The 23,927-nt window shown below is 69.7% G+C and carries 26 protein-coding genes; 11 read left to right on the top strand and 15 right to left on the bottom strand.

Annotated features, from left to right (window positions below):
- Positions 1-52 precede the first annotated feature (52 nt).
- From H9656_RS10595 to H9656_RS10580, 4 genes are all read right to left on the bottom strand, one after another.
- Positions 53-538, bottom strand: a complete 486-nt coding sequence (locus H9656_RS10595; protein WP_191744211.1) for a YcgN family cysteine cluster protein — start codon at positions 536-538, stop codon at positions 53-55.
- Positions 539-599: 61 nt separating this feature from the next.
- Positions 600-938: a DMT family transporter gene (locus H9656_RS10590; RefSeq protein ID WP_318240630.1), complete on the bottom strand. Its 339-nt coding sequence runs from the start codon at positions 936-938 to the stop codon at positions 600-602.
- Positions 935-1,525 (bottom strand): TetR/AcrR family transcriptional regulator, encoded by a 591-nt coding sequence (locus H9656_RS10585; RefSeq protein ID WP_191744210.1) that lies wholly within the window; start codon positions 1,523-1,525, stop codon positions 935-937. Before H9656_RS10585 ends, H9656_RS10590 begins: the two co-directional genes overlap by 4 nt.
- Positions 1,526-1,572: 47 nt before the next feature.
- Entirely contained in the window at positions 1,573-2,166 is a 594-nt protein-coding gene (locus H9656_RS10580) for a hypothetical protein (protein ID WP_191744209.1), read from the bottom strand.
- A 95-nt stretch (positions 2,167-2,261) separates the two neighbouring features.
- On the opposite strand from H9656_RS10580, the gene H9656_RS10575 reads away from it, so the two are divergent.
- The 4 genes from H9656_RS10575 to H9656_RS10560 all read left to right on the top strand — a co-directional run bounded on the left by H9656_RS10575 (position 2,262) and on the right by H9656_RS10560 (position 8,139).
- Positions 2,262-4,079 carry an ABC-F family ATP-binding cassette domain-containing protein gene (locus H9656_RS10575; RefSeq protein WP_191744208.1) on the top strand — a complete coding sequence of 606 codons (1,818 nt, stop codon included), beginning with the start codon at positions 2,262-2,264 and terminating at the stop codon, positions 4,077-4,079.
- Positions 4,080-4,780: 701 nt separating this feature from the next.
- Positions 4,781-5,809, top strand: coding sequence for an ABC transporter substrate-binding protein (locus tag H9656_RS10570; RefSeq protein WP_225212439.1), 1,029 nt, complete (start codon positions 4,781-4,783; stop codon positions 5,807-5,809).
- Positions 5,810-5,887: 78 nt separating this feature from the next.
- Positions 5,888-7,024, top strand: coding sequence for a hypothetical protein (locus H9656_RS10565; protein WP_191744207.1), 1,137 nt, complete (start codon positions 5,888-5,890; stop codon positions 7,022-7,024).
- Positions 7,021-8,139: a DUF2336 domain-containing protein gene (locus tag H9656_RS10560; RefSeq protein ID WP_191744206.1), complete on the top strand. Its 1,119-nt coding sequence runs from the start codon at positions 7,021-7,023 to the stop codon at positions 8,137-8,139. Before H9656_RS10565 ends, H9656_RS10560 begins: the two co-directional genes overlap by 4 nt.
- Positions 8,140-8,217: 78 nt before the next feature.
- Here the strand turns inward: H9656_RS10560 and H9656_RS10555 are convergent, their stop codons facing one another.
- The 7 genes from H9656_RS10555 to H9656_RS10525 all read right to left on the bottom strand — a co-directional run bounded on the left by H9656_RS10555 (position 8,218) and on the right by H9656_RS10525 (position 13,401).
- The gene (locus tag H9656_RS10555) at positions 8,218-8,640 is read right to left on the bottom strand and encodes a MucR family transcriptional regulator (protein ID WP_025977896.1); all 423 of its coding nucleotides are present in this window, start codon (positions 8,638-8,640) and stop codon (positions 8,218-8,220) included.
- Positions 8,641-8,805: 165 nt separating this feature from the next.
- Positions 8,806-10,020, bottom strand: coding sequence for a DUF2336 domain-containing protein (locus H9656_RS10550; protein ID WP_191744205.1), 1,215 nt, complete (start codon positions 10,018-10,020; stop codon positions 8,806-8,808).
- 34 nt (positions 10,021-10,054) lie between these two features.
- Entirely contained in the window at positions 10,055-11,047 is a 993-nt protein-coding gene (gene cysK, locus H9656_RS10545; RefSeq protein WP_191744204.1) for a cysteine synthase A, read from the bottom strand.
- 128 nt (positions 11,048-11,175) lie between these two features.
- The gene (locus tag H9656_RS10540; protein WP_191744203.1) at positions 11,176-11,856 is read right to left on the bottom strand and encodes a GNA1162 family protein; all 681 of its coding nucleotides are present in this window, start codon (positions 11,854-11,856) and stop codon (positions 11,176-11,178) included.
- Positions 11,853-12,212, bottom strand: a complete 360-nt coding sequence (locus tag H9656_RS10535) for a DUF4810 domain-containing protein (RefSeq protein ID WP_191744202.1) — start codon at positions 12,210-12,212, stop codon at positions 11,853-11,855. The genes H9656_RS10540 and H9656_RS10535 overlap by 4 nt, the downstream gene beginning before the upstream one ends.
- 8 nt (positions 12,213-12,220) lie before the next feature.
- The gene (locus H9656_RS10530; RefSeq protein ID WP_191744201.1) at positions 12,221-12,529 is read right to left on the bottom strand and encodes a hypothetical protein; all 309 of its coding nucleotides are present in this window, start codon (positions 12,527-12,529) and stop codon (positions 12,221-12,223) included.
- Positions 12,526-13,401: a CsgG/HfaB family protein gene (locus H9656_RS10525; RefSeq protein ID WP_225212438.1), complete on the bottom strand. Its 876-nt coding sequence runs from the start codon at positions 13,399-13,401 to the stop codon at positions 12,526-12,528. Before H9656_RS10525 ends, H9656_RS10530 begins: the two co-directional genes overlap by 4 nt.
- 222 nt (positions 13,402-13,623) lie before the next feature.
- On the opposite strand from H9656_RS10525, the gene H9656_RS10520 reads away from it, so the two are divergent.
- A complete protein-coding gene (locus H9656_RS10520) occupies positions 13,624-15,066 on the top strand; it encodes an aldehyde dehydrogenase family protein (protein WP_191744404.1) in 1,443 nt (480 codons plus the stop codon).
- A gap of 6 nt (positions 15,067-15,072) precedes the next feature.
- Here H9656_RS10520 and gloB read toward each other — a convergent pair whose 3' ends face one another.
- Positions 15,073-15,804, bottom strand: a complete 732-nt coding sequence (gene gloB, locus H9656_RS10515) for a hydroxyacylglutathione hydrolase (protein WP_191744199.1) — start codon at positions 15,802-15,804, stop codon at positions 15,073-15,075.
- 75 nt (positions 15,805-15,879) lie between these two features.
- On the opposite strand from gloB, the gene H9656_RS10510 reads away from it, so the two are divergent.
- From H9656_RS10510 to H9656_RS10490, 5 genes are all read left to right on the top strand, one after another.
- Positions 15,880-16,650 (top strand): class I SAM-dependent methyltransferase, encoded by a 771-nt coding sequence (locus H9656_RS10510; RefSeq protein ID WP_191744198.1) that lies wholly within the window; start codon positions 15,880-15,882, stop codon positions 16,648-16,650.
- Between the two features lie 10 nt (positions 16,651-16,660).
- On the top strand, positions 16,661-17,152 hold the full coding sequence (locus H9656_RS10505) for a SixA phosphatase family protein (protein WP_191744197.1): 492 nt from the start codon (positions 16,661-16,663) through the stop codon (positions 17,150-17,152).
- A gap of 3 nt (positions 17,153-17,155) precedes the next feature.
- Complete coding sequence (locus H9656_RS10500; RefSeq protein WP_191744196.1) at positions 17,156-17,509, top strand: DUF952 domain-containing protein; 354 nt, start codon at positions 17,156-17,158, stop codon at positions 17,507-17,509.
- 14 nt (positions 17,510-17,523) lie between these two features.
- Positions 17,524-18,561 (top strand): quinone-dependent dihydroorotate dehydrogenase, encoded by a 1,038-nt coding sequence (locus tag H9656_RS10495; RefSeq protein ID WP_191744195.1) that lies wholly within the window; start codon positions 17,524-17,526, stop codon positions 18,559-18,561.
- A 64-nt stretch (positions 18,562-18,625) separates the two neighbouring features.
- Entirely contained in the window at positions 18,626-20,539 is a 1,914-nt protein-coding gene (locus H9656_RS10490) for an ATP-binding protein (RefSeq protein ID WP_191744194.1), read from the top strand.
- Here H9656_RS10490 and H9656_RS10485 read toward each other — a convergent pair.
- A complete protein-coding gene (locus H9656_RS10485) occupies positions 20,536-20,955 on the bottom strand; it encodes a very short patch repair endonuclease (protein ID WP_191744193.1) in 420 nt (139 codons plus the stop codon). The two genes, H9656_RS10490 and H9656_RS10485, sit on opposite strands and share 4 nt — an antisense overlap.
- Positions 20,956-21,021: 66 nt before the next feature.
- Entirely contained in the window at positions 21,022-21,510 is a 489-nt protein-coding gene (locus H9656_RS10480; protein ID WP_025977911.1) for a peroxiredoxin, read from the bottom strand.
- Between the two features lie 133 nt (positions 21,511-21,643).
- On the opposite strand from H9656_RS10480, the gene H9656_RS10475 reads away from it, so the two are divergent.
- A complete protein-coding gene (locus H9656_RS10475) occupies positions 21,644-22,225 on the top strand; it encodes a YqgE/AlgH family protein (protein WP_191744403.1) in 582 nt (193 codons plus the stop codon).
- A 32-nt stretch (positions 22,226-22,257) separates the two neighbouring features.
- On the opposite strand, the gene H9656_RS10470 is transcribed toward H9656_RS10475, so the two are convergent.
- The gene (locus tag H9656_RS10470) at positions 22,258-23,925 is read right to left on the bottom strand and encodes a putative bifunctional diguanylate cyclase/phosphodiesterase (RefSeq protein ID WP_191744192.1); all 1,668 of its coding nucleotides are present in this window, start codon (positions 23,923-23,925) and stop codon (positions 22,258-22,260) included.
- Between the last annotated feature and the right edge of the window lie 2 nt (positions 23,926-23,927).

Here is a 23,927-nt window from a genome sequence, read left to right as displayed (position 1 = left end):
CGGCTGATCGTTATCGCGCCTAACCCCAAAATTTTTCGTTAGCAAAACTGGGTTAGCTGGACCGATCTTGGGTCCCCCGCTCCGCCATCCACTCCGGCGCCTCGAATTCCAGGGCGTCCTCGGGTTCCTTCAGCGCCGTCTCGCACACGGTCTGACGCCGCACCGACACCCCGGCCGTATGCACCGTCTCCCGGTCACCCGAGACCAGCGGGTGCCACCAGGCCAGCGGTCGCCCCTCATGCAGACGCCGATAGGCGCACGACAGCGGCATCCACTTCAGTTGCTGGATGTTGCCGGGCGTCAATTGCACGCAGTCCGGCACCTCGGCCTGACGATCAGCGTAGTCGGTGCAGGTACAGGCGTCCGTGTCGAACAGCTTGCAGTGCACCCGCGTCGGAATGATCCGGCCCGTGTCCTCGTCCTCGAACCGGATGACGCAGCACAGGCCGCAGCCGTCGCACAGGCTTTCCCACTCGCTCGGCGACATCTCGGCGAGCGTCTTGGTTTCCCAGAAGGGCTTGGCGGACGCGGAACTCATGGGCGCGCCTATACGCCTCAAAAGCCTCTATGTCGCCTTCCGCCTGCGCTCGCGTCCGGCTTCAGTGCGTCACGCTGCGGGAGAACAAGTTGATCACCACCACGCCGCCGATGATCATGGCCAGGCCGAGAACCGCCGGAGCGTCCAGCTTCTGCTTGAACAGAAAGACGCCGATCACCGAGATCAGCACCACCCCCAACCCGCTCCAGATCGCATAGGCCAGCCCCACCGGCATCTGCTTGAGAGCCAGGGTCAGCAGATAGAAGGCGATGCCGTAACAGACCGCCAGCCCCGCCGTCGGCCAGGGCCGGGTGAACTGCTGCGACTGCTGCAGCAGGGTGGTCCCCATGACCTCGAAGCCGATCGCGCCCAGCAGGGCCAACCAGGTCGTCAGAGTCATGCGCCGACCTCGGCCTGGCCGTCCGTCAGCATGCCGCCCGGCGTCAGCAGCGACAGCAGGGCCTTGCGTTGCTCCAACGACACCTCATGGGTGCCGAACAGGTCGCTCATCCACAGGCCGTCGGCGATCAGCCGCAGCATCAGGGAGTCGTCCCGGCCCATCGGATCCTCCGGGTCTCCGACCGTCAGGCTGCGGATCGCCTCACGCCAACGCGGGATGAGGCTGGCCTCGATTGCGCAGGCGGCCAGGACGGCCCGCCCGATGCTCACGTCCCGCTCGGTCGCCGGCTCATTGACCACCGTCCTCAGATAGGCCCGCGCATTGCGCCCATAAGGGTTCGGGTCGCGCGCCGCCTCGGCCAGCACCGCCGTCGTCATCTCCAGCGCCAGATGGTCGATCACGCCTTCCAGCAGAGCCAGCTTGCTCGGAAAGTGATGCAGCAGGGCGCCTTTGCTGAACGGCAGGCGCGCCACCACCGCATCCAGCGTGACGGCCGTGGCCCCCTGGTCGGCGGCCACCTCGATCGCCATGTCGATGATCTGGCGCCGGGTGTCTTCGGGCGTGCGGCGGAGCGTCTGCGTGTCCATGACGCTTTACATACCAACCGGACGGTATGCGTCAAGTCAAGACTCTCTCACGCCCGGCGCGCCCGCCGCCGCGCCAGATAGATTCCGATCACCGCCGCCGCAGTCAGGATCATGCCCGAGAAGGCCGCGCCCAGCGCCAGTAAGACGGTGGCGAACAACTGCCCCATGAACCCCTGGCCCACGGCGATCACCGTCTGCGGCCCCTCCTGACCGTCATAGTCGGCCGAGATCCTGTAGGCGCCGGCCTGCTCGATGCGGAACACATTGATCGCCGCTCCCTGACGCCCGCCCAGCGTATAGGTGGTGCTTGCCCTGGGCGCGCTCACCGCCACCGGCGCGCCGTCCGCCGCTTCGACATGGACGGCCAGGCCCGGCACCTGATCGACCGCATAGACCCGGCCATCGACGACGCTGCGATATTCCAGAAAGACCGTGTGCTGGCCGGGCTCCAGACTCAACTCGCGCGCGCCCGGCACGACGATCTGCTCCAGCCCGTCGTCCAGCTTCGACACTTGCGTGAGCACCACCATGCCCATGGCTGCAAAACCGCAGAGCAAGGGCAGCGCCGCCACCGCGTACCAGACCTGCCCCGGCCCCTTCCTTCTGCCGCCATCGTCTCCGGCTGCACGGTTCAGAGTCATTCCACCCTCCGTCGTCATGGCCCGACTACAGCCCGCCGCCGGGGAAGCGTCAACGCCGATGGCCGAAGCGCCGGTCAGTCGCTATATGCGCCCCCATGGCTGCCAGACCTCCCCTCGTCGCTCTCAAAGATGTCCGTCTCCAGGACGGTCAACGCCCGCTGTTCGACGGCGTCGACATGGCGATGGAGCCGCGCAGCCGCGCCGCCCTGGTCGGCCGCAACGGGGCGGGCAAGTCCACCCTGATGAAGGTCGTCATGGGCCTGATCGAGCCGGACTCGGGCGACCGCTCGTTCCAGGCCGGCACGCGCTTCGCCTATGTTCCGCAGGAACCCGTCATCACCGGCGAGACCCTGGCCGACTATGCCGCCTCGGGCGAGGCTGAACGCTGGACCGCCGAAAGCTGGCTGGAGACCTTCGGCCTCAACCCGGCCAAGTCCACCCAAGGCCTGTCAGGCGGCGAGATCCGCCGCGCCGCCCTGGCCAAGGCCTTCGCCGAAGAGCCCGACCTTCTGCTGCTGGACGAGCCGACCAACCACCTCGACATCCTGGCCATCGAACTGCTCGAGAATGAGCTGATCCAGGCCCGTTTCGCCCTGCTGGTCGTCAGCCACGACCGCGCCTTCCTGAACCGCGTCACCGACACCGTCCACTGGCTGGAAGGCCGCAAGGTGCGGACCCTGAACAAGGGCTTCGTCGAGTTCGACGACTGGGCCGCCAAGGTCATGGAGGAGGAGGCCGAGTCCCTGCGCCGCCTGACCAAGCGCATCGAGGCCGAGACCTACACCTTCTACCGCTCCATCACCGCCCAGCGCACCCGCAACGAGGGCCGCGCCCGCGCCCTGCAACAGATGCGTCTGGACCGGGCCGAACGGGTCAAGGACCTGCCGCGCGAGTTGAACCTGGGCGTCGATTCCGGGGGCGCCTCGGGCAAGCTGGTCGCCGACATCAAGGGCGTCAGCAAGGCGTTCGGCGACCGGACCATCTTCAAGAACCTGACCACCCGCATCATCCGCGGCGACCGTCTGGCCATCGTCGGCCCCAACGGCGCGGGCAAGACCACCCTGGTCAAGGTGCTGCTGGGCGAACTGGCCCCGGACGAAGGCACGGTCCGCATGGGCGCCAACCTGGAACCCCTCTACCTCGACCAGTCGCGCGAGGGGCTGAAGTCGGACATGACCCTGTGGGACGCCCTGACGCCAGGCGGGGGCGACTCCATCCTGGTGCGCGGCCGCTCCATGCACGTCGCCGCCTACGCCAAGGACTTCCTGTTCCAGGAAGCCCAGTTGAAGCAGCCCATCTCCACCCTGTCGGGCGGCGAGCGCAACCGGCTGCTGCTGGCGCGGGCGCTGGCCCAGCCCGCCAATCTGCTGATCCTCGACGAGCCGACCAACGACCTCGACATGGACACGCTGGAGAAGCTGGAAGAGCTGCTCGAAGCCTACGACGGCACCCTGATCCTGGTGTCGCACGACCGTGATTTCGTCGACCGCCTGGCCACCTCGACCATCGCCCTGAACGGTCGCGGCGAGGTGGTCGAGACCCCCGGCGGCTGGCAGGACTTCCTGCGCCAGAATCCCGGCTTCCTCGCCCCGCCCCCGACCCACGCCGACAGCGCGCCCTCAGGGGCGCGTCGGGTCGAGAAGGCGGAGCCTTCTGACCGCGCCCCCAAGAAGACCGTAAAGCTGTCGTACAAGGACGCCCGCCGTCTGGAGGAGGTCGAAAAGCTGATGGAGACCCTTCCGGCCGAGATCGCCAAACAGGACGCCCTCCTGGCCGATCCCGACCTCTATTCGCGCGACCCCGCCGCCTTTGACCGCGCCATGAAGGCCGCCGAAAAGGCCCGCGCCGACCTCGAAGCCGCTGAACTCGACTGGCTGGAGCTGGAAGAGAAGAAGGCCGCGCTGGCGGGCTGACCGCCTGCCATTCCGCCAAGGCAGGGAGGGCGCGCGCCGATGAGGCGGAGCCGCGCCCTGCCCCCTTTTCCTGTGGACAGCACAACGCGCTGATCCGCCTCGGCGAATTTCGTCCGTCCACAGATATCCACAGAGTTGCCCACCGGGTCCGGGACGATTCCACACAGACGCGCCGGTTTGGGCGCTTGCCCAATAGCGGATTTCGCGGGAACGTCAACAGGCCGAAGGGACACGGAGGCGCGGAAATCGAGGGCGACCTTGAGATCAAGCGAACCGGTCCGGCTCTCTGACCCAGGGTTCCTAGCCTCTTCGGAGGACGCGGAAACACCGACGCAGGGCCAAGGCTCCCGATCCTTTAGCGCTTCGGCGCAGGGATCACGGAGAACCGGGCCGGGATCGACGGACGGCGCGAGGTTCGCCTTGCGGAACGCCGAAGACCAGGAGCCGACGAAACGGTTGTCGAACGACGACGGGTTCGCCCGCCGACGCAGAAACGAAGTTTCGACCCGATAACGGCCAAGTCCAACCCGGACTTGGCGAGGGGACGCGATCCGCGATCCGACCGGCGACGGTCTGGCTCAAAGGGTTACGTCCCCTCGCTCAATTCCGGCGCTGAATCGCCGGGTTTCCGGTTGGAAATCGGCCCGCCGGCGCCCCGCCGCCTTTCCAAGCGCGGCCCGCCCCCCTACACCCTAGGCGTGATGACTCGCCCCCTCCTGCATCGACGCGGCCTGATGGCCAGCGCGCTCGGCCTGACGGCGTTGGGCGTGCTGTCGGCGTGCGGCCGCACGCCCGCGCAGACGGACGAGTCCGGGCGCGTGCGTTTGCGCGTCGCCGCCGGGGGGCCGCCCGACGCCCTGCACGGCGGTTTCTATCAGGCGCTGGCCGCCGGGGCCTACGAGCGGCGCGGCCTCAACGTCGAGATTCTGGCCGGTCCTTCGGGCGCCGACATTCCCGCCCTTCTGGCCGCCAGCGCGGTCGAACTGGCCATCGGCCGCGACAGCTTCCTGCCGCTGCGGCTGATCGCCGAGCGCGCGCCGGTCAAGGCGGTGGCCGCCTTCCTGCAGAAGGACCCGGTCGTGCTGCTGGCCCACCCCGGCCAGCAGCTGGAGGACCTGACCGTCCTGCGCGGCCGCAGCATCCTGATGGAGCCGAAGGATCAGGACGCCTTCTGGGCCTGGCTGCGCGCCCGCTTTGACCTGACGCCGGATCAGGCCCGCCCCGGCGCGGCCGAGGACAATCTGAAGGCCTTCCGCGAAGACCCCGACAGCGTGCTCATCGCCCGCCTGACCGACGGCGGTCCCGAGGCTGTCGCGCGTGCGGTCGGCTTCGAACCGCTGGTGCTGTTCCCCGCCGAGGACGGCTACCCCTCCTATTCCGGCCTGGTGCTGGCGCCCAACGCCTTCGCCCGCGACAACGCCCAGGCCCTGCGCAACTTCATCGCCGCCTCGGTCGAGGGCTGGCGCGACTATGTCCACGGCGAGGGGGCCAAGGGCGACGCCCTGATCCGGCGCGCCAACCCCGACCTGCCCCAGCGCGCACTGGACGCCGCCCGCGCCGCCTTGCGCGCCCGGGCCATGGTCGACGGCGGCGACGCAGCCCTTTACGGCCTTGGCGCCATGACGCCCGAGCGTTGGCAGGCCTTCGCCGATCAGACGCAGGGCGCCTATCCGACTGCGCCCGAATGGCGCGACGCCTTCACCGGCCAATATCTGCCCACCCGCGGTTAAAGCGCCCGGCGTTAGGCGAGGATTAAGCCGCGCCGCCTAGGATGTCCTGCGAACCTCTGCAGTTTTCACGAGGCGCCGTTGCCGCGCACCCTGACCATCGCCGCCCTTCTGCCCGCGCTCGGCGCGGCCACGGCCGCCTGGGCGCAGCACGGCCCGCCTCCGACAAGCTCCGGCGATGCGCCCGCGCCCCAGGCGCGCCAGTTGTCCTGGCCCGGCCGCGCCGCCACCCCTACGGCCAGCCAGCCCGCCTGGCCCAGCGCCCCGACGGACAGCTTCGCCCCGCCGCAGCCGGTCATGGCGCAAAGCCCGACCTACGCCGCCCGGCCGCCGATCATCCCGCACGGCGGCTATCCCTGGCGTTCCGCGCCAGCCCACGGCGAGCCCCAGCCGGCGCCCGCGCCCGAACTCCGCCCGGTGACCAGCCACCCGGACGCCGTCTGGCGCCCCTATGTGAGCGCTCCGGCCGAAACGCCTGCGCCCGACTTCACGCCGCCGGTGCCCTATCAGGCGGCCTATCAACCGCCGCCGTGGACGCGCCAGCCGACGCAGAGCCAGCCTCAGCCCTACGCGCCGCAAGCCGCGCCCCAGGCGTCTCCTGCGCCGTTTGAGCGCGCGCCCGAGCCCAGCCAGCCGGCGGCTCAGCCGCAACCCGCGCCTGTCGTCCAGCACATGCCCTCGCCTCCCCCTCCATCTGCGCCGATGCCTGAGCCAATGCATGAGCCGATGCCTGAGCCGGTTCGACAGGCGCAGCCGGCCGCGATCGCCGAGCCGCAGCCTGCGCCGCCTCCGCCGCCCCCCCAGCCTGAGCCCGCCACCACACCGACCGAGCCGGCCGTGGACCCGCTGGCCCCGCGTCGCGACGCGCTGATCTTCCAGCTGCAGCGCAACACGCCCCAGCCGCCCGCCGCCTCGGCGCCTGCCGCGCCCGAGACCCCGACGCCGCAACAGCCGCCGCAGGCTGCGCCCCAGCCTGCGCGCGGCGACGCCCCGACTCAGAGCGGCGCCCGCTACTATTCCGTCCACCGCCAGGCCGGCCGCCAGCCAGACGCCACGCCCCTGCCCGCGCCCAACTATCTCGACGCCCTGCCGGTCGAACTGGATCAGCCCATCGCCTCGGACGACCTGGCCCAGCCGCCCGAGGCCCCCGCCGTCATGCGCGACGCCCAGGGCCGCCTGCGCGCCGCCCCCCTGACTGACGGCCCCGACCTGCCATGAGCGACAGCGCCGACCTGCCCCCCGCCGCCGAGACCGGCTCGCGCCTGCCTGAGCTGATCGCCCTGGCGCAGGAGGACTCCAGCCTCAAACGACGCGCCCTGCTGCGCGAGCTGACCGACTGCTTCTTCGGCGCGGCCCAGCGCACCGAGTCCGAGACCGCCCTCTACGGCGCGGTCCTTTCTGACCTAACCGACGCCATGGAGACGGCCGTGCGCGCCGAACTGGCCGAGCGGTTCGCCGACGCGCCGGACGCTCCGCACCAGTTGATCCGCCGCCTGGCCAATGATGAAGCCGAGACCGTGGCCGCCCCCGTCCTCAGCGCCTCGCCCGTTCTCACCGAGGCGGACCTGATCGGCGTGGTCCGCTCCTGCGGTCAGGGCCATATGCGCGCCGTCAGCCGCCGCGCCGCCGTGTCAGAGGCCCTGTCCGACGCCATTGTCGAGCGCGGCGACGACGAGACCCTGGGCGTGCTGCTGGGTAACGAAGGGGCCAGCCTGTCGCGCGCCGCTTCCGAGGCCGCGGTCGAGCGCGCCCGGGCCAATCCGGCCCTGCACGCGGTGACGGTCGAACGCTCCAGCCTGCCGCCCGACCTGTTGAACGACCTGTATTTCGAGGTCGAGGCCCGGCTGCGCCAGCGCATTCTGGAACAGAACGCGCGGATGGATCCGGTCTTGCTGGAAAGCGCCCTGGCCGCCGGCCGCACGCGCGTCGCCGCCGAAGACGGCGCCCTGCCCCCCGACTACGCCGAGAGCCTGGCCTATGTCGAAGAACTGCGCGCCGCCAACCAGCTGACGCCCCAGGTGCTGGCGCGCTTCCTGCGGTCAGGCGGCCAGACCGCCTTCCTGATCGCCCTGTCGCAACTGGCCGACGTCGACTTCCACACCGCCCGCCAGATCATCGAGCGACGGGAGCTGGACGCCCTGGCGGTGATCTGCAAGGCGGCCGACCTGGACCGCGCCTTGTTCCTGACCTACGCGGTCGTCCTTCTGAACACCGACGACAACGCCATGGGCAAGGCCCGCGCCTATGCGGGGATGTATCAGGAGCTGACCCGCGAAGCGGCCCTGCGGACGATCCGCTTCTGGCGCGCGCGCAAGGCGATGCAGGCGGCCTGACCGCCTCCCTGTCCCGGACAGCAAAACGCCCGCCTTTCGCTGGAAAGGCGGGCGTCTGTCTTTAGAGCGGCGCCGCTATTACTTGCGGGTCGCGCGGGCCGGCTTACGGCCGCCCTGGCCCAGGCCCATCTGCTTGGCCAGTTCCGAACGCGCCTTGGCGTAGTTCGGGGCGACCATGGGGTAGTCTTTCGGCAGACCCCATTTTGCGCGGTACTCTTCCGGGCTCAGATTGTATTTGGTGCGCAGGTGACGCTTCAGCGACTTGAACTTGCGACCGTCTTCCAGACAGATCAGGAAGTCGGGGGTGATCGACTTGCGCACCGGCACGGCCGGTTCTTGCGGCTCGGGCTCGGCCTCGACCGGCGCTTCCGAAACGCCCGACAGGGCGGCGTGGATCTGCGCGATCAGGGTCGGCACAGTGTCGGCCGATACGGTGTTGTTGCTGACGTAGGCCGAAACGATGTCCGCCGTCATCTCAAGCAGTTCGGGTTTTTCTTCCATTTGGACCAGCCTTCTGACGCCCCAATTCCAATCGACTGATCTGAGAAGACCCGCCGTCTATTGGTTTCATACGGATGTTCGAAGTCGAAAGCAATGCAGGGGCGCTTTATCGCCTGATAAGCGAGTTCAACTGCCCTGATCAGTAATTACGACGGCGCCGACTTTTTAGCGACCAAAGTTCTCTGCAAGCGCCAACAGGGCGGCCCTCTCGGGCGCCGAGTATTCGTCGATCAGCGCCTCTTCCCCTTCGCGGATCGCGCGCAGAAGCGTCGGCGTCAGCGCCGAAGACAGAGTCCAGTTCCAGTAACGCAGCACAGTCTGGGCCCGGTCTACCGCCAGCATTTCATAGATGATCTGCACCCGGCGCCAGTCCGGATGCTCCGCGCCGTCCTCGGCGGTCTCGGGCCGCCGCATAGCCCGCCACAATACGGTCAGGTCGCGCCGCGTCAGCCCCGTCGCCTTGCACAGTATAGCCAGCGGCTCGCCCCCTGCGTCGGCCAATATCTTGGCCGAAGTCAAAGGCTTGATCCCCGACAGATAGCCAATCTCGGCGACCAGGTCGCGCGTCAGCCCCGCAGCGCCCGCCGCCGCCACGGCGGCCTCCAGATCGGCGTAAGGGCTCTTGGCCACGGCTGCACGATTGCGCTGGCGCCGCTCGATGAACTGTAGCGCCTTGCGCGCGACGGGGTCGCTCCACCCCTCCTCCGCCGCCAGGGCGAAGACGTCCTCGACGCTGCTCTGCATCACTTCGCGCGACACGGCGAAGCGTTGCAGGATGGTGCGCCGCTCCTCGGCCGCGCACCACCAGAACATGACGTAGGCGCCCGCCGGCCGCAGCTCCAGCCGGCGCAGCAACAGGGCGCTCAGGCCCGGCGCGCCCCGGCTCAAGGCGATCACGCCTTCGATTGCCGATTGCGGCATGCGCGCCGAATCGTTGCGCAGGACAGCGGCGATGACCGCCTCCTCGCCCCAACTGAGCAGGGTTTCGGTTACGGCCTCGGTCAGGCCGCGCCGCGCCGCCATCATCAAGCGGTGCTCCGGCCCGGCGTCCCGCGCGCAGCCGATCAGGTCCGCATCCGACAGGGCGGCGCAGTCCTCCAGCAAAGGCCGCGCCACCCCCGGGTCATCCCGCAGCAGCAGGCGCTTCAATGCATCGGGCAGTTCGCCGAGGGGCGCCAGCCGCTGGGCCACCCGCCGACGCTCCTCCACCGAGGCCGTGCGCAGCACAACGACCAGCAGATCGCCGACCACCGAACGCTCGAAGACATTGATGCGGCTGGCGGGCAGGCTGACCACGTCGGCCAGGCGACGCAGCAGGGCGCGACGCGCCCGCAACGGCCGCGCCTCGCCCTCTTCCGCCCTGACCCCGGGTTCGCTCATGAGCGCAGACTAGCGCCGACGCGTTAACCGGCCGTCACAGCCCTTCGAACAGCGCCGTCGACAGATAACGCTCGGCGAAGCTGGGGATGATGGCCACGATCGTCTGCCCGGCATAGGCGTCCTGCGCCGCCAGTCGGAAGGCCGCCGTCAGGGCTGCGCCCGAACTGATGCCGACCGGGACGCCGTCCTCGCGCGCGACGCGGCGGGCCATGGCGAAGGCGTCGTCGTTGGTGACCTGCTCCACCCCGTCGATGACGGCGCGGTCCACCACGGCGGGGATGAAGCCCGCGCCGATGCCCTGGATCTTGTGCGGCCCCGGCGCGCCGCCGGACAGCACCGGAGAGTCCGCCGGCTCGACCGCGATCAACTTCACCGAGGGCTTCTTCGCCTTCAGCGCATGGCCGACGCCGGTGATGGTGCCGCCGGTGCCGACGCCGGACACGACGACGTCCACGGCGCCCGCCGTGTCGTTCCAGATTTCCTCGGCCGTGGTGACCTCGTGGATGGCGGGGTTGGCCAGGTTCTCGAACTGGGCCGGACTGACCGAGCCGGGGATCTCCCTCAGCAGCTCCTCAGCCCGCGCGATGGCGCCCTTCATGCCCTTCTCGGCCGGCGTCAGTTCCAGCTTGGCGCCCAGCAGGGCCAGCATCTTGCGCCGCTCGATCGACATGCTCTCGGGCATGACCAGGATCAGCTTGTAGCCCTTCGACGCCGCCACGAAGGCCAGGGCGATGCCGGTGTTGCCGCTGGTCGGCTCGATCAGGGTGGCGCCGGGCTTGATCTGGCCCAGCTGCTCCAGCGCCTCGACCATGGCCACGCCGATGCGGTCCTTGACCGAGGCGATCGGGTTGAAAAACTCCAGTTTGGCCAGCACGGTCGCCTGGGGCTTCAGCGCCGCCGTCAGGTTCGGCAACCGCACCAGGGGGGTGTCGCCGATGGTGTCGACGATGCTGTCATAGATCCGGCCGCGCCCCGCCTTCTTGTGGCGGCTAGCGTCATAGGCCTGGGTTTGAGCAGTATCGGACATGGCGAAGGTCTCCGTGCGTTCGGGGGGCGGCGTAACAGATAAGGCTTATACGCGCGAGGCAAGCCCCTCGCTCCCCAGCATTTCTGCCTCGGTGTTTAGCCGCGTTCGCCGCCCCCTCGCACGGGGCCTTATTCGTCCGGAAAGCTCTTGCGGTCCTGCTGATGCTGAGCCGGCAGATAGGGACCGGCCGGCAGGCCCTGGCCCAGCGCGTGGGTCGCGATCAGATTGGCCTGCTGCGTCAACGGCATATAGTTCGGCTTGGCCTTCTCCAGCGCCGAGACGACGGCCTGAACCAGCAGGTCGGCCAGCAGATTGCCCGAGCTCGACGCCTGCGGGCTGTAGGTCATCTCCTGATGGTCCGACCACAGCACCTGTCCGGTCCGGCAGCTTTTCAGCGTGTATTCAAACGCCACATTGGTCGAGGTGGAGATGACGACGTATTGCGACTCCCACTTCTGGATCTCGACGAACAGCACCGTGTCGCAGCCGAACAGGGTACCGAACCGCGAGGCGTCGGCCTGATGCACCAGCCCGGCGTCCGACAGGCCTTCGTCCTCCAGCACGCCCTTCACCATATGAGCGGGAAATACATAGTAGCCGCGCTCGGCCACGGGCCGGGAAATGGTCGAGACGAAATAGTCCGCCGCATCCACATTGACCGTCGAGTTGAGCGCCGGAACCACCATGACGCTGCGCGGATTCTCGGCGCGCAGGGCGGCATAGCTCTTGGGCGTCGGTCCCGTGGCGCAGGCGGCCAGCAGGGCGGCGCCCGCCAGGGCGGCGACGGCGAGCAATTTACGGACGATCATTGCGCCTCTCCTGCGGCGGCGACCGCCGTCTGACCGCCGATGCCGACGATCACCCGATCCATGAACACGGCCGATTCCGGGAAGCGCGCGCGCTCTTCCTGAAACAGGGTCAGGGCCTGCGCCGTTTCGCCCGCCTGCAGATGCAGGTAGCCCAGCTCGGCCAGCAGGCCCGGCGCCACGGCGTCGCGCTTGCGCCCCGCCTCGATGGCCCGCTCCAGCGCGGTGCGATAGGCCTCGCGGTTCTCGGGGTTCTGGGCATAGGCGTAAAGCGCCGGCTCATAGGCACCCCACTCGAACCGCGTGGCGGGGGCGCAGGCGGCGACGCCGGCCAGGGCCGCGAGCGCGGCGAGCATCATCAGACGTTTCAAGGCAGCACCACCACAGCCTGGGCCCCGGCGGCGACCATCACCGTCTGGGCATGAAGAACCCGGCCGCCCTGGGTGACGGCGATCTCATGACGGCCCGGCGTCAGGGCCGCCCCCCTGGCCAGGGCGCTGACCGGCCCCATATCCCGTCCGTCCACGATCAGGCGGGCGTCGGCCGGGGCGTTGCTGAGCTTCAGGACCCCGGCGGGCGCGCCCTGCACCGCCTCGCGCGTGGGATAGTTTTGGACGCACCCCCCGGCCGCCAGCGCGGCGCACAGGGCGGTCAGCACGACCGCTTTCGTCTTCATTCTCTGATCTCCGTGACCCGCAGGCCGGCTATCTCTGCGGGCAGCTCGCCCGCGATGACACGGGCGGTCGCGCCCTCGGTTTCGGGGCTGTCGCCGAAGAAGCCGGTGATCTCGATCTGCGCCACCCGGCTGCCCGGCAGGGTGATCGGCAGGCCCGACTGGCCGCTGATCACCGTCTCGCCCGGCGTCTCCACGTGGAAGCGGTCGCCGGCGCGCAGACCCTGGCTGGGACCGCCGCTGACATAGACGGTCGGGCCGGACACCCGCAGGATGTCGGTGAACCAGGCCCGCTGCTGCAACTGGTTGACGATATTGGTCATGGCGTCCGCGATGGCCGCCGAAATGGCCCGATCGTTCAGGGTCGAGTCATAGCCCGCGCGACTGCCGAAACCCGCCACCTCGCCGGTCTCGGTCGTCGCCTCGCCGGCGCCCGAGGCGGTGAAGAACACGCGGCCCGTGCGCACGTCGACCAGGCGGATCTCAACCGTGGCGTTGACCGCGTGGCGCCGCTGGGAGTTGAGGAAGCCCTGCTTGCCCTCGTTGCGGCGACCCAACTGGGTGATCGAGCCCAACAGCAGGGCGTCGACCCCGCTCAGCGCCTGGCCGTCCGCCTCGGACAGCACCCGCTCGGCGTTCAGCGCCGTAAGGTCCGACCGCTCGAAGACGAAGAAGTGGTCGGACGCCACCAGGGCGTTGACCAGCATGTCGCCCGCCTGGGTCGCCACAGGATCGGCCTGTCCCGGCGACAGCAGCAGGCGACCGTAGGGCGTGCTGTTGGTGAAGCGGCCGACGGCGATCCGCCGCTTCAGCCCTGCGCGCGCCGCAGCTTCAGCCTGCACAGCGCCGGACGCGGCGAACGCGGTCGCCGGCAAGCCCGTCCCGCAGACGGCCAACGCCGCCAAAGCGACGCAAACGCGTTGGAAAACCATATGAAACCGCCCCCGGACTATCGGCGCTACTCATGGCACGACCTGGGCTTCCAGCGCAATACCTTCGCCAAACGCGGCGATTTCCGAACGAAGATCCGGCGCCGACGCCTTGTCGGCGGTCGCCGCCTCGGGCAAGCCAGTACTGAAAACAAGGGACTGATCCGCATGACCGACACGCTTGAGCTTTCGCACTGGATCGGCGGCGAGAAGGTCGCCGGAACGCGGACAGGCGAGAGCCTGAACCCGTCCGACACGCGCGACGTCGTGGCCCGTACCCCCAAGGGCGGGGCCGCCGAGGTCGATCAGGCGGTCCAGGCCGCCCGCGCCGCCTTCGGCCCCTGGGCCGATGCCTCGCCCGAGGTCCGTTCGGATGTGCTGGACCGCGCCGGGACCCTGCTGATGGAGCGGCGCGAAGTCATCGGCCGCCTGCTGTCGCGCGAAGAGGGCAAGACCCTGGCCGAAGGCATCGGTGAGACGGCCCGCGCCGCCCGCATCCTGAAATTCTTCGCGGGCGAGGCCCTGCGCCTGCACGGCCAGAACCTGGCCTCGACCCGGCCCGGCGTCGAAATCCAGACCTATCGTCAGCCGGTCGGCGTGTTCGGCCTGATCACCCCGTGGAACTTCCCCATCGCCATCCCGGCCTGGAAGATCGCGCCCGCCATCGCCTTCGGCAATACGGTCGTCATCAAGCCCGCCGGCCCGACCCCGGCCACGGCCGAGGCCCTGATCGCCATCCTGCATGAGGCGGGCCTGCCCAAGGGCGTGGTCAACATGGTCATCGGCGACGGCGACGTCGGCCGCGCCATCGTCGCCCACCCGGACGTGGACGGCATCAGCTTCACCGGCTCGCAGAAGGTCGGCGCCGGGGTGGCCGAAGGGGCGATGAAGCGCCAGGCCCGCGTCCAGCTGGAAATGGGCGGCAAGAACCCGCTGATCGTGATGGACGACGCCGATCTGGAGCGCGCCGTGAACATCGCCCTGGACGGCAGCTTCTTCGCCACCGGCCAGCGCTGCACCGCCTCCAGCCGCCTGATCGTTCAGGACGGCATCCACGATCACTTCGTCGCCGCCCTGGCCGAGAAGGTGAAGGCCCTGCGGGTCGGCGACGCCCTGGACCCGTCCACCCAGATGGGCCCGGCCGTGACCGAGGCCCAGCGCGACGTCTCCTACGACTACATCGACATCGCCGCGTCCGGCGGCGGCCGCGTCGTGGCGGGCGGCCAGCGCCTCAGCCTCGACAAGCCGGGCTGGTACGTCCAGCCGACCCTGATCGTCGACACCCTTGCCGACGCCCGCATCAACAACGAGGAAGTGTTCGGCCCCGTCGCCTCGACCATCCGCGTGGCCGATTTCGAGGAAGCCCTGGCCGTCGCCAACGGCGTCGAGTTCGGCCTGTCGGCGGGCATCGTCACCCAGTCGCTGAAACACGCGCGCGAGTTCCAGCGTCGGGCGCGGGCGGGCATGACCATGGTCAACCTGGCCACCGCCGGGGTCGACTATCACGTCCCCTTCGGCGGCACGAAGAAGTCCAGCTACGGCCCCCGCGAACAGGGCTTCGCCGCCGCCGACTTCTACACCCAGATCAAGACCAGCTACTCGGCCTCTTGAGACTGACTACCCCTTGAACGCGTCCTTGGCCGCACGGCGCTGGGCGAAGTCTTCGGCGTCGCGGGCGCGCAGGAAGGGGTTGAAGCGGCGCTCGACCCCGACCGTGGTCGGCACGGTCGCCTCGCCCCGCTCACGCGCGGCGAAGATGGCCTCGGCGTGCGCCTGCATGTCCGCCTCGGCGTCCGGCAACGACAGGGCGAAGCGGGCGTTGGACGCCGTATATTCATGGGCGCAGTACAGCGTCGTCGTCTCGGGCCAGGCCCCGATGCGGTTCAGGCTCTCCCACATCTGCTCAGGCGTCCCCTCGAACAACCGCCCGCAGCCCAGGGCGAAGATGACGTCCCCGACGAAGGCCAGGCCGTCGTCCGCCGCGTGATAGACCACATGGCCCAGCGTATGACCGCGCGACAGCACCACGTCGAAGGCCGTCTCGCCCAACCGCACCGCCTCGCCATCGACCAGCACATGGTCCAGCGGCGCCGCGCGGCGCACCTCCTCCGGCCCGGCGATCTCGCAGCCGGTCTCGGCCTGCAGCCGTTCGTTGCCGCCGGTGTGGTCGGGGTGCCAGTGGGTGTTCAGGATCAGGTCCAGCCGCCCCCAGCCTGACGCTTCCAGATCATCCAGGATCGCCTCGGCGTCCGGCGTGTCGATGGCCGCTACCAGCCCCGTCGCCTCATCGCGGATCAGGAAGCCGTAGTTGTCGGACAGGCAGGGGAACTGGCGGACGGTCAGGGTCATGGGGAGGTCTCCGATCGAAACCCCAGCCTAGCAGAATGGCCCGACAAACTGCGCGAAATCCGCCATACTGCTCCCATGCGCCGCAGCATCGACGAGCTCCGCACCTTCTACGGCGAACCGACCGGGGCGCTGGCGCGGCGCATGCTGGCGCGGCGTCTGGACGACGCCTGGGGCGAGGCGAACGGCTGCGACGTACTCGGGCTGGGCTACGCCACCCCCTGGCTGGACGCCTTCATCGGCGCGCGCCGCGTCATCGCCGCCATGCCGGGCGGACAGGGCGCGGAACAGTGGACGGCGGGCGGGCGCAACCGCACCGTCCTGATCGACGACCGCCGCCTGCCTTTCGCCGCCGGGACCTTCGACCGGATCCTGCTGGTGCATGCCCTGGAAGAAGCCGATGATCCCAAGGCCCTGCTGACCGAGGCGGTGCGCGCCCTGGCGCCGTCGGGCCGCGTCATCCTGGCGGCGGCGGCGCGCGGCGGCCTGTGGGCCCGCGCCGAGGCCACTCCCTTCGGCCACGGCCGCCCCTTCACCCGCAGTCAGTTGGAGCGGCTGGTGCGTGAGGTGGGTCTGGAGCCCGTCGCCTGGTCCCAGGCCCTGTACGTCCCGCCGTGGCGGCCGCTGCTGGGCCTGGCCGACGGGCTGGAGCAGGTCGGGCCGAAACTGTTTCCCGGCGCGGCGGGCCTGATCATGCTGGAGGCCACGCGCCAGGCCTACGCCCGCGTCCGCCCCAGCGGCCTGGCCCAGACCGTGTTGGCCGGACGGCCCGCCCTGACCCCCTCGCCCGCCGCCCGTGATCACGCGCCCGCGTCGCACCCTATGGGCGCCGCGCGCAAACAGCCTTAAAGCCAGCCTCATGCAAAGACTGATCCTGATGCGGCACGCCAAGGCCGAAGCCTCGGCGCCCGGCGGCGACGTGGACCGCGCCCTGAGCGAACGGGGTCTGCGCGACGCCGCCGCCATGGGCCGCGCCCTGGCGGCGCGCGGACTGAAGCCGGACATGGCGCTGGTGTCGGGCGCCCGGCGCACCCGTCAGACCTGGGATCAGGCCAGCGACCATTTCGGCGACGTCGAGGTGCGCGTGTCCGACAACCTCTACAACGCCTCGGCCGACGTGCTGCGCCGCGCCGTCGAGGCGTCCGAGGAAGAGGCGGGCTGCCTGCTGCTGATCGCTCATAACCCCGGCGTGCATCAACTGGCCGTCGAATATCTGATCGAGAGCGCCGCCTCCCCGTCGGTGCTCGACAAGATGAGCGGCGGCTTTCCCACCGGGGCGGCGGCTGTCTTCACCGTCAATGTCGCCGGGCGCCCCTCCTATGAGGGCTGGCTGACCCCGGAGGCGTTCTAGGCCATGACGGATCGTCCTGACGTCGCCTTCAAGATCCTGAGCCGCGCTGACTGGCGGGCGACCCTGGCCGAGGGCCGCTATGACGGTTCGGCCGTGGACCGGGCCGACGGCTACATCCACCTGTCGGCCGCCGATCAGCTGGAGGTCACCGCAGCCAAGCATTACGCCGGGCAGAGCGAGCTGATGCTGGTCGAAGTCGACCTGACGGCCTTGGGCGACGCCCTGATCTGGGAGCCGTCGCGCGGCGGCGCCCTGTTCCCCCACATCTACGGCCCCCTGCCCGTCGCGGCGACGCGCGGCGCGCGCGCCCTGGCGGTCAGCGCCGACGGCCGCATGATCATCGAAGAGACCGCCTGAGCCAGAACATGAGCATGAGCCTGACCGATCTGGGCGCCGTCCTGCTGCGCCAGATGGAGCCCGAAACGGCCCACCGCCTGGCCATCCGCGCCCTGCAACTGACGCCCCTGCCCGCGCCCGGCGCCGACGATCCGATCCTGAAGACCACGATCGCCGGTCTGGAGATGTCCAACCCCGTCGGTTTGGCCGCTGGGCTCGACAAGAACGGCGAGGCGCTGGAAGGCCTGTCGCGTCTAGGCTTCGGCGCGGTTGAGTGCGGCTCGGTCACCCCGCGCGCGCAAGCCGGCAACCCCAAGCCGCGCCTGTTCCGCCTGTCGGAAGACCGGGCGATCATCAACCGCATGGGCTTCAATAACGACGGGCTGGAGCCGTTCGCCGCCCGCCTGGCCCGGCGTCCGACCCGCACCGCCATCGGCGCCAACCTGGGCGCCAACAAGGACACCGAGGACAAGGCCGCCGACTATGTCGCGGGGCTGAAGCGGCTGGCGGGCCTAGCCGACTATTTCACCGTCAACATCTCCTCGCCCAACACGCCGGGCCTGCGGGCGCTGCAGCGGCGCGAGGCGCTGGACGACCTGCTGGGCCGCATCAACGAGGCCCGCCCCGGCGACGGCGCCCCGGTCTACCTGAAGATCGCGCCCGACCTGATCGGCGAAGAGATCGGCATGATCGTCGAGGCCTCCATCGCCCACCGCATCGACGCCCTGATCGTGTCCAACACCACGTTGGAGCGGCCCGCCTCCCTGCGCTCGAACTTCGCAGGCGAGAGCGGCGGCCTGTCCGGCGCCCCGCTGAAGCCCTTCGCGCTGAAGGCCCTGGAGGCGGCGGCCGAAGCCGCGGACGGACGCCTGCCCCTGATCGCGGTCGGCGGCATCTCCAGCGGCGAGGACGCCTTCGCCCGCATCCGCGCCGGCGCCTCGGCGGTCCAGGTCTATTCGGCTCTGATCTATGAAGGTCCGGGCCTGATCGGACGCATCAAGCGCGACCTGGCCGCCCGCCTGCGCGCCGAAGGCTTCGCCAGCATGGCCGAGGCGACCGCTGCGCGGCGTTGACGGAGCATTAGCAACCCTCGGTCGATGATGAACCAATGGGCTGAGCGCCCGTTTGGAACGTCGTATGTCCGAGCCTATCGCCGACGCCCACCTGGGTTGGGCGCCCGCCATTCGCCAGCGTCGCAAGGCGACGATGCAGCGCCTTGTCATGGGCGGAACGACCGCGCTTGTCTTCAGCCCGCTGTTGGGCCTGCCCGCCTGTCTGGGCTGGCTCGCCGTCTACTTCGTGATCCAAGCTCTCGAAGCCTGGCTGGCCGAACCCGTGATGCGCGGGCTTCTGGAGACCCCGCGCGGCTGGCGCGGACCGGCTCTGGACGCGGTGATCGCGCTCAACGCGAGCTTTTTCGGCCTGCTCTCGGTGCCCCTCTGGCTTGTCGGCGGCCCTATGGGCGGTTTCGCGGCCGCGGTGCTGCTGTCGGCGGGCACGGTCAACTCGGTGATCATGTCGGCCGGCAATCTCCGGGTGTTTGGTTTCACCGTCCTGCCCCAGCTGGGCTATCTGGCGTTGACCCCGATGTTCATGGCGCGTTGGGGAGCAGAGAAGTCCCTGATCACGGCGGTCTCCATCGGAGTCATTTTCTACGCCCTGTTCTGCTTCAATACCCGGTCGCGCTTGCGCAAGGCCATGGTGGCCGAGCGCCACGCCTTGGCCGAAGCCGAAAGAGAACGCCGACAGGTTGAGACCGCCATGGTCGAACGCAGCGCCTTCATGGCCGCTATCGGTCACGACCTGCGCACTCCCATCAGCGCGATCCTGACCGGCGCCGATTATCTGCGTTCCACCGTGCCGAACAGCGCCGGCCGTCAACAGGTCGCCCTGATCGAGGATGCGGGCCTGATGATGAAGGCTCTGCTCGACGATCTGCTGGACCACTCGCGCTTGAACGCCGGCCGGATGCACGTGGAGAGCCACGACTTCGACCTGCGGCTGATGTTGGCCCAGACCGCTCGGCTGTGGCAGGGACACGCCCGCGCCCAGGGGTTGCAACTGCGTCTGGAGGGCGCGCGCGAGACCCCGCGCTGGGTGCACGGCGACGCCATGCGCCTGCGCCAGGTGCTGAACAATCTGATCTCCAACGCCATGAAATTCACCAACGCCGGGACGGTGACGCTGAGGGTCCGCAGTTGGCTCAACGACGAAGGCTCCTACGCCCTGCTGATCGAGGTCGCTGATACGGGGCGCGGCATGAGCGCCGAGCAGTTGGAGCGTTTGTTCACCCCCTTCGATCAGACCCAGGACGGCGTCGCCGCCCGCTTTGGCGGTTCGGGGCTGGGGCTGGCCATCAGCCGCGATCTGATCATCTTGATGGGCGGGCGGCTGACAGTGCGCAGCGAGCCCGGCGGCGGCTCGCAGTTCACCGTCGCTCTCAGCCTGAGCCAGGGCCAGCCCGAGGCGGGCGCCGACATCCCTGAAGAGCTGATCACGCCGCTGGCCGTTCCCGGACGCCTGGACCCGCTGGCCCCTCTCCCGGACGACCTTCCAGCGGCCGCCGCTTACCCGCATCAGCCCGCGCCTGCACCCGAGGGCGTCACGGCGGAAGATGAGGATGAGGCGGCGGATAGCCGGCCCCTGCGCGTCCTGGTCGTCGATGACCACGCCATCAATCGGCGCGCCATCCAGCTGATCCTGCAGGCCTTCGACTGTGAGATCGTCATGGCCGAGAATGGTCTGGCCGCGCTTGAGGCCTGTGAGGGCCAGGCCTTCGATGTCATCTTCATGGACGTGCGGATGCCGGAACTGGACGGTCGCGAGACGACGCGGCGGCTGCGCAAGGGCGGCGGTCCGAACGCCCGCGTCCCGGTCATCGCCGTGACCGCCGACACCGAGCCGGAAGACATGCGCGCCTGCCTCGCTTCGGGCATGAACGCCTTCGTCTCCAAGCCCCTGACGCCCGCCGCCCTGCTGGACGCCCTGACCCAAACCCTGGACGCCGCCGCCCAAAGCGAGGCGAACTCCGACGCCGAGGCCGCCGCCTAAGACGGCTCCGATCGCAACGCCGTAAGCAAGCGCCCTTCCCAGTCCGGCTGTTTAAGATCGCATTCCCACAGGGTCAGGACGCGCCAGCCCGCCGCTGTCAGTTCATCCGCCACGCGGGCGTCGCGGGCGCGGTTGCGATCGATCTTGGAGGTCCAGTACTCAGCGTTGCCCTTGGGCTTGCGGGCGCCGCGCGGGCAGTCGTGGCCGTGCCAGAAGCAGCCGTGGACGAAGACGGCGCTCTTGCGCCCCTTCATCACCACGTCCGGCCGCCCCGGAAGGCCGCAGCCGCCGAGACGATAGCCGACGCCCGCAGCCCGCAAGGCGCGCCGGACCTTCATTTCGGGGCCTGTGTCGCGGGCCTTGACGCGCCGCATCACGGCGCTGCGTTGTTCAGGCGTGAAGACGTCGCCCGCCACAGCCTCAGCCTCGCGCGTGGCGGGCTGGCCGGCTGCCGAGACGGAGGGGGCGGGCGACGCCGGGGATCACAGCTGGGCCAGAAGGTGCTCGGCCGAGGACACCTTGAACTCGCCGCCCTGCTCGATGTTCAGCTGGTCGATCACCCCGTCCTTGACCAGCATCGAGTAGCGCTGCGAGCGCTCGCCCATGCCGAAGCCCTTGGCGTCCAGCGCCAGGCCCACGGCGCGGGTGAAGTCGCCGTTGCCGTCGGCCAGCATGACGATGTCGTCGGTCCCGTTCAGGTCGTTGGCCTGAGCCCAGGCGCCCATGACGAAGGCGTCGTTGACCGAGACGCAGGCCACGGTGTCCACGCCCTTGGCCTTCAGGTCGGCGCGGTGGTCGACATAGCCCGGCAGGTGGCGCGCCGAGCAGGTCGGGGTGAAGGCGCCCGGCACGGCGAACAGGGCGACGGTCTTGCCGCCGAACAGCTCGGCCGTCGTGACCGGCTTGGGGCCCTCGGCGGTCATGGTGGTCAGGGTCGCCTCGGGAATGCGGTCGCCGATCGAAAGGGTCATGTCGGGATCTCCGGATGTCGGCCCGGCCGATCCGGAGCGCGATGAGGTTCAGATAGAGATCCCCGGCCCGAACGCCAAGCGCCCCGGCGCCCGCCGTCTTGCGCCCGACGGCCCGCGCCCCGATGATAGGGGGATGAAGACCTCCTCCTCCCCGGCGGCCTCCTCCCTGACCGGACGTCTGCTGGTCGCCATGCCCGGCATCGACGACGACCGCTTCCGGCACGCCGTCATCCTGATCTGCGCCCACGACGATGACCACGCCCTGGGCGTGCGCCTGGACCAGCCCGCGCCCGGCGTTTCCCTGGCCGAGGTGCTGGAGACGCTGGATACGCCCAGCGATGACCGCCTGCGCGACCGGCAAGTCCTGATCGGCGGCCCGGTCGAGCGCGAGCGCGGCTTCGTCCTGCACACCGACGACTGGATCAGCGACGAGACCAGCCTCAGCTTCGGCGAGGGGCTGGCCCTGACCGGCACCCGCGACGCCCTCACCGCCATGGCCGACGCCGAAGGCCCGCGCCGGTCGATCCTGCTGCTGGGCTATGCGGGCTGGGGCGAGGGTCAGTTGGAGGAAGAGCTGAACGAAAACGTCTGGCTGACCGCAGAAGCCGACGACGCCCTGATCTTCGACACCGACTACGACACCAAATGGAGCCGCGCCCTGGCGGGCCTCGGCGTCGACGCCGCCCGCCTGTCCAGCCAGAGCGGCCGGGCCTAGGACCCCGCCTTCCGCCGAGAAGGGTGGTGCTTCTAGGCCGACCGCCCCTTGATCGGCGCGGCGCCGTCGGCGAGGGACTCGTTCAGATAGACCTCGGCCTCCTGCGCCGGCAGGGCGGGCGCATAGCCGAAACCCTGGCCGTAGTGGCAGCCGTCGGCCAGAAGAAGATGGGCCAGGCCCGCATTCTCGACCCCTTCGGCGACGACTTCCAGCGCCAGATCCCGGCCAAGGTTGACGACCGATCTGACGATCTTGGCCGAGCCTTCGTCCTTGTCCATCGTCAGCACGAAATAGCGGTCGATCTTCAGGGTGTCGAAGGGCAGCTTGGCCAGATAGGACAGCGACGAAAAGCCCGTGCCGAAGTCGTCGAGCGCCAGGCTGGCGCCGGCTTCGCGCAGAGCCTTCAGCACCTCGGCGGCGCGCGCGGTGTCGCGCATGATGTCGCCTTCGGTGACTTCCAGCTTCAGGGCGCCGCGCGGCAGGCCCGTCTCCTTGATGATGCGGGCGACGTCCTCGACCAGATGAGGCCGCTCGATCTCGCCCACCGACAGGTTGACGCTGCAGAACAGCCGCCCCGCGCTTGGGTGGCGGGTCAGCCACTCGTCCAGCTGACGCGCCGCCTGGGTCATCATCAGCAGGCCCAGTTCGTTCATCAGGCCCATTTCATCGGCCAGGGTCAGGAACTCGTCCGGCGGGACCAGACCGCGTCGGGGATGGCGCCAGCGCGCCAGCGCCTCGAACCCGGCGACGGCGCCGGTCTTCAGGTTCACGATCGGCTGGAAGAAAGGCTCGATCTCGCCGCGCACGAAGGCGTTGCGTAGGTCCGCCTCCAGCGCCAGGCGGGACAAGCTGTCGCTTTCCAGCGCCCGCCCATAGGCGGCGGCCCCGCCGCGCCCGGCGGTCTTGGCCTGCTCCACCGCCAGTTCGGCACGGCGCAGGAGTTCGGCCGGGTCCGGGGCGTCCGGACCGCCTTCGGCCGTCACCGCCCCGATGGAGACCGTCGGATAGATGTCGAAGCCCGCCATGCGCAAGGGCTGCTCCAGCGCCTCGCGCATCCGCGCGCCGCCGCCCGTCCCTCCGCGCTTCACCAGGATGGCGAACTCATCCTCGCCGATCCGGGCCGGGGCGCAGCTTTCGGAAAAGGCCGCTGACAGCCGCGATCCCAGGGCCGACAGCACCAGGTCCGCCCGTTCATGGCCCAGGGCCTCATTCAGACGGCGCAGCCGGTCCAGGTCGCCGACGACCAGCTCATACTCGCCGGGCTGCGCCAGGGCCTCGGCGACGCGAACCCGGAAAGTCCGGCGGTCCAGCAGCCCGGTCAGCGTATCCCGATCCGCCCCGGCGAATTTGGTCTCCAGGGCGACGATCCCCGCCGCGCGCAGGCCATCCTCCAGCCAGACGCCGCGCCACAGACAGGTCTCGCACCCGCGCATCCTCAGGCGCACGGCGATCTCGGTCCCCTCGGCCTGCGGCTTCAACAGACGGTCGGCCAGGGTGCGGTCCTGCGGCATGGTCAGGGCGGTGAAGGCCGCGCCCGAACACTGCGGCGCCAGCGGCCCCAGCCCCAGCGGACGGGTGGCCCCGGTGAAACGGATCTGATCCTCGGCGGGCGTCCAGATCCACAACGCGGCGTCCGCCGCAGCCAAGGCTTCGATGGCCGTGGTGGGGTCCCACGTCAACGCTCTGGATCTTGCACTCAAAG

Source organism: Brevundimonas guildfordensis, from assembly GCF_014836405.1.
GTDB lineage: Bacteria > Pseudomonadota > Alphaproteobacteria > Caulobacterales > Caulobacteraceae > Brevundimonas > Brevundimonas guildfordensis.
Note: the sequence above shows the minus strand (reverse complement) of the source record. Positions and strands in the feature narration are given on the sequence as shown.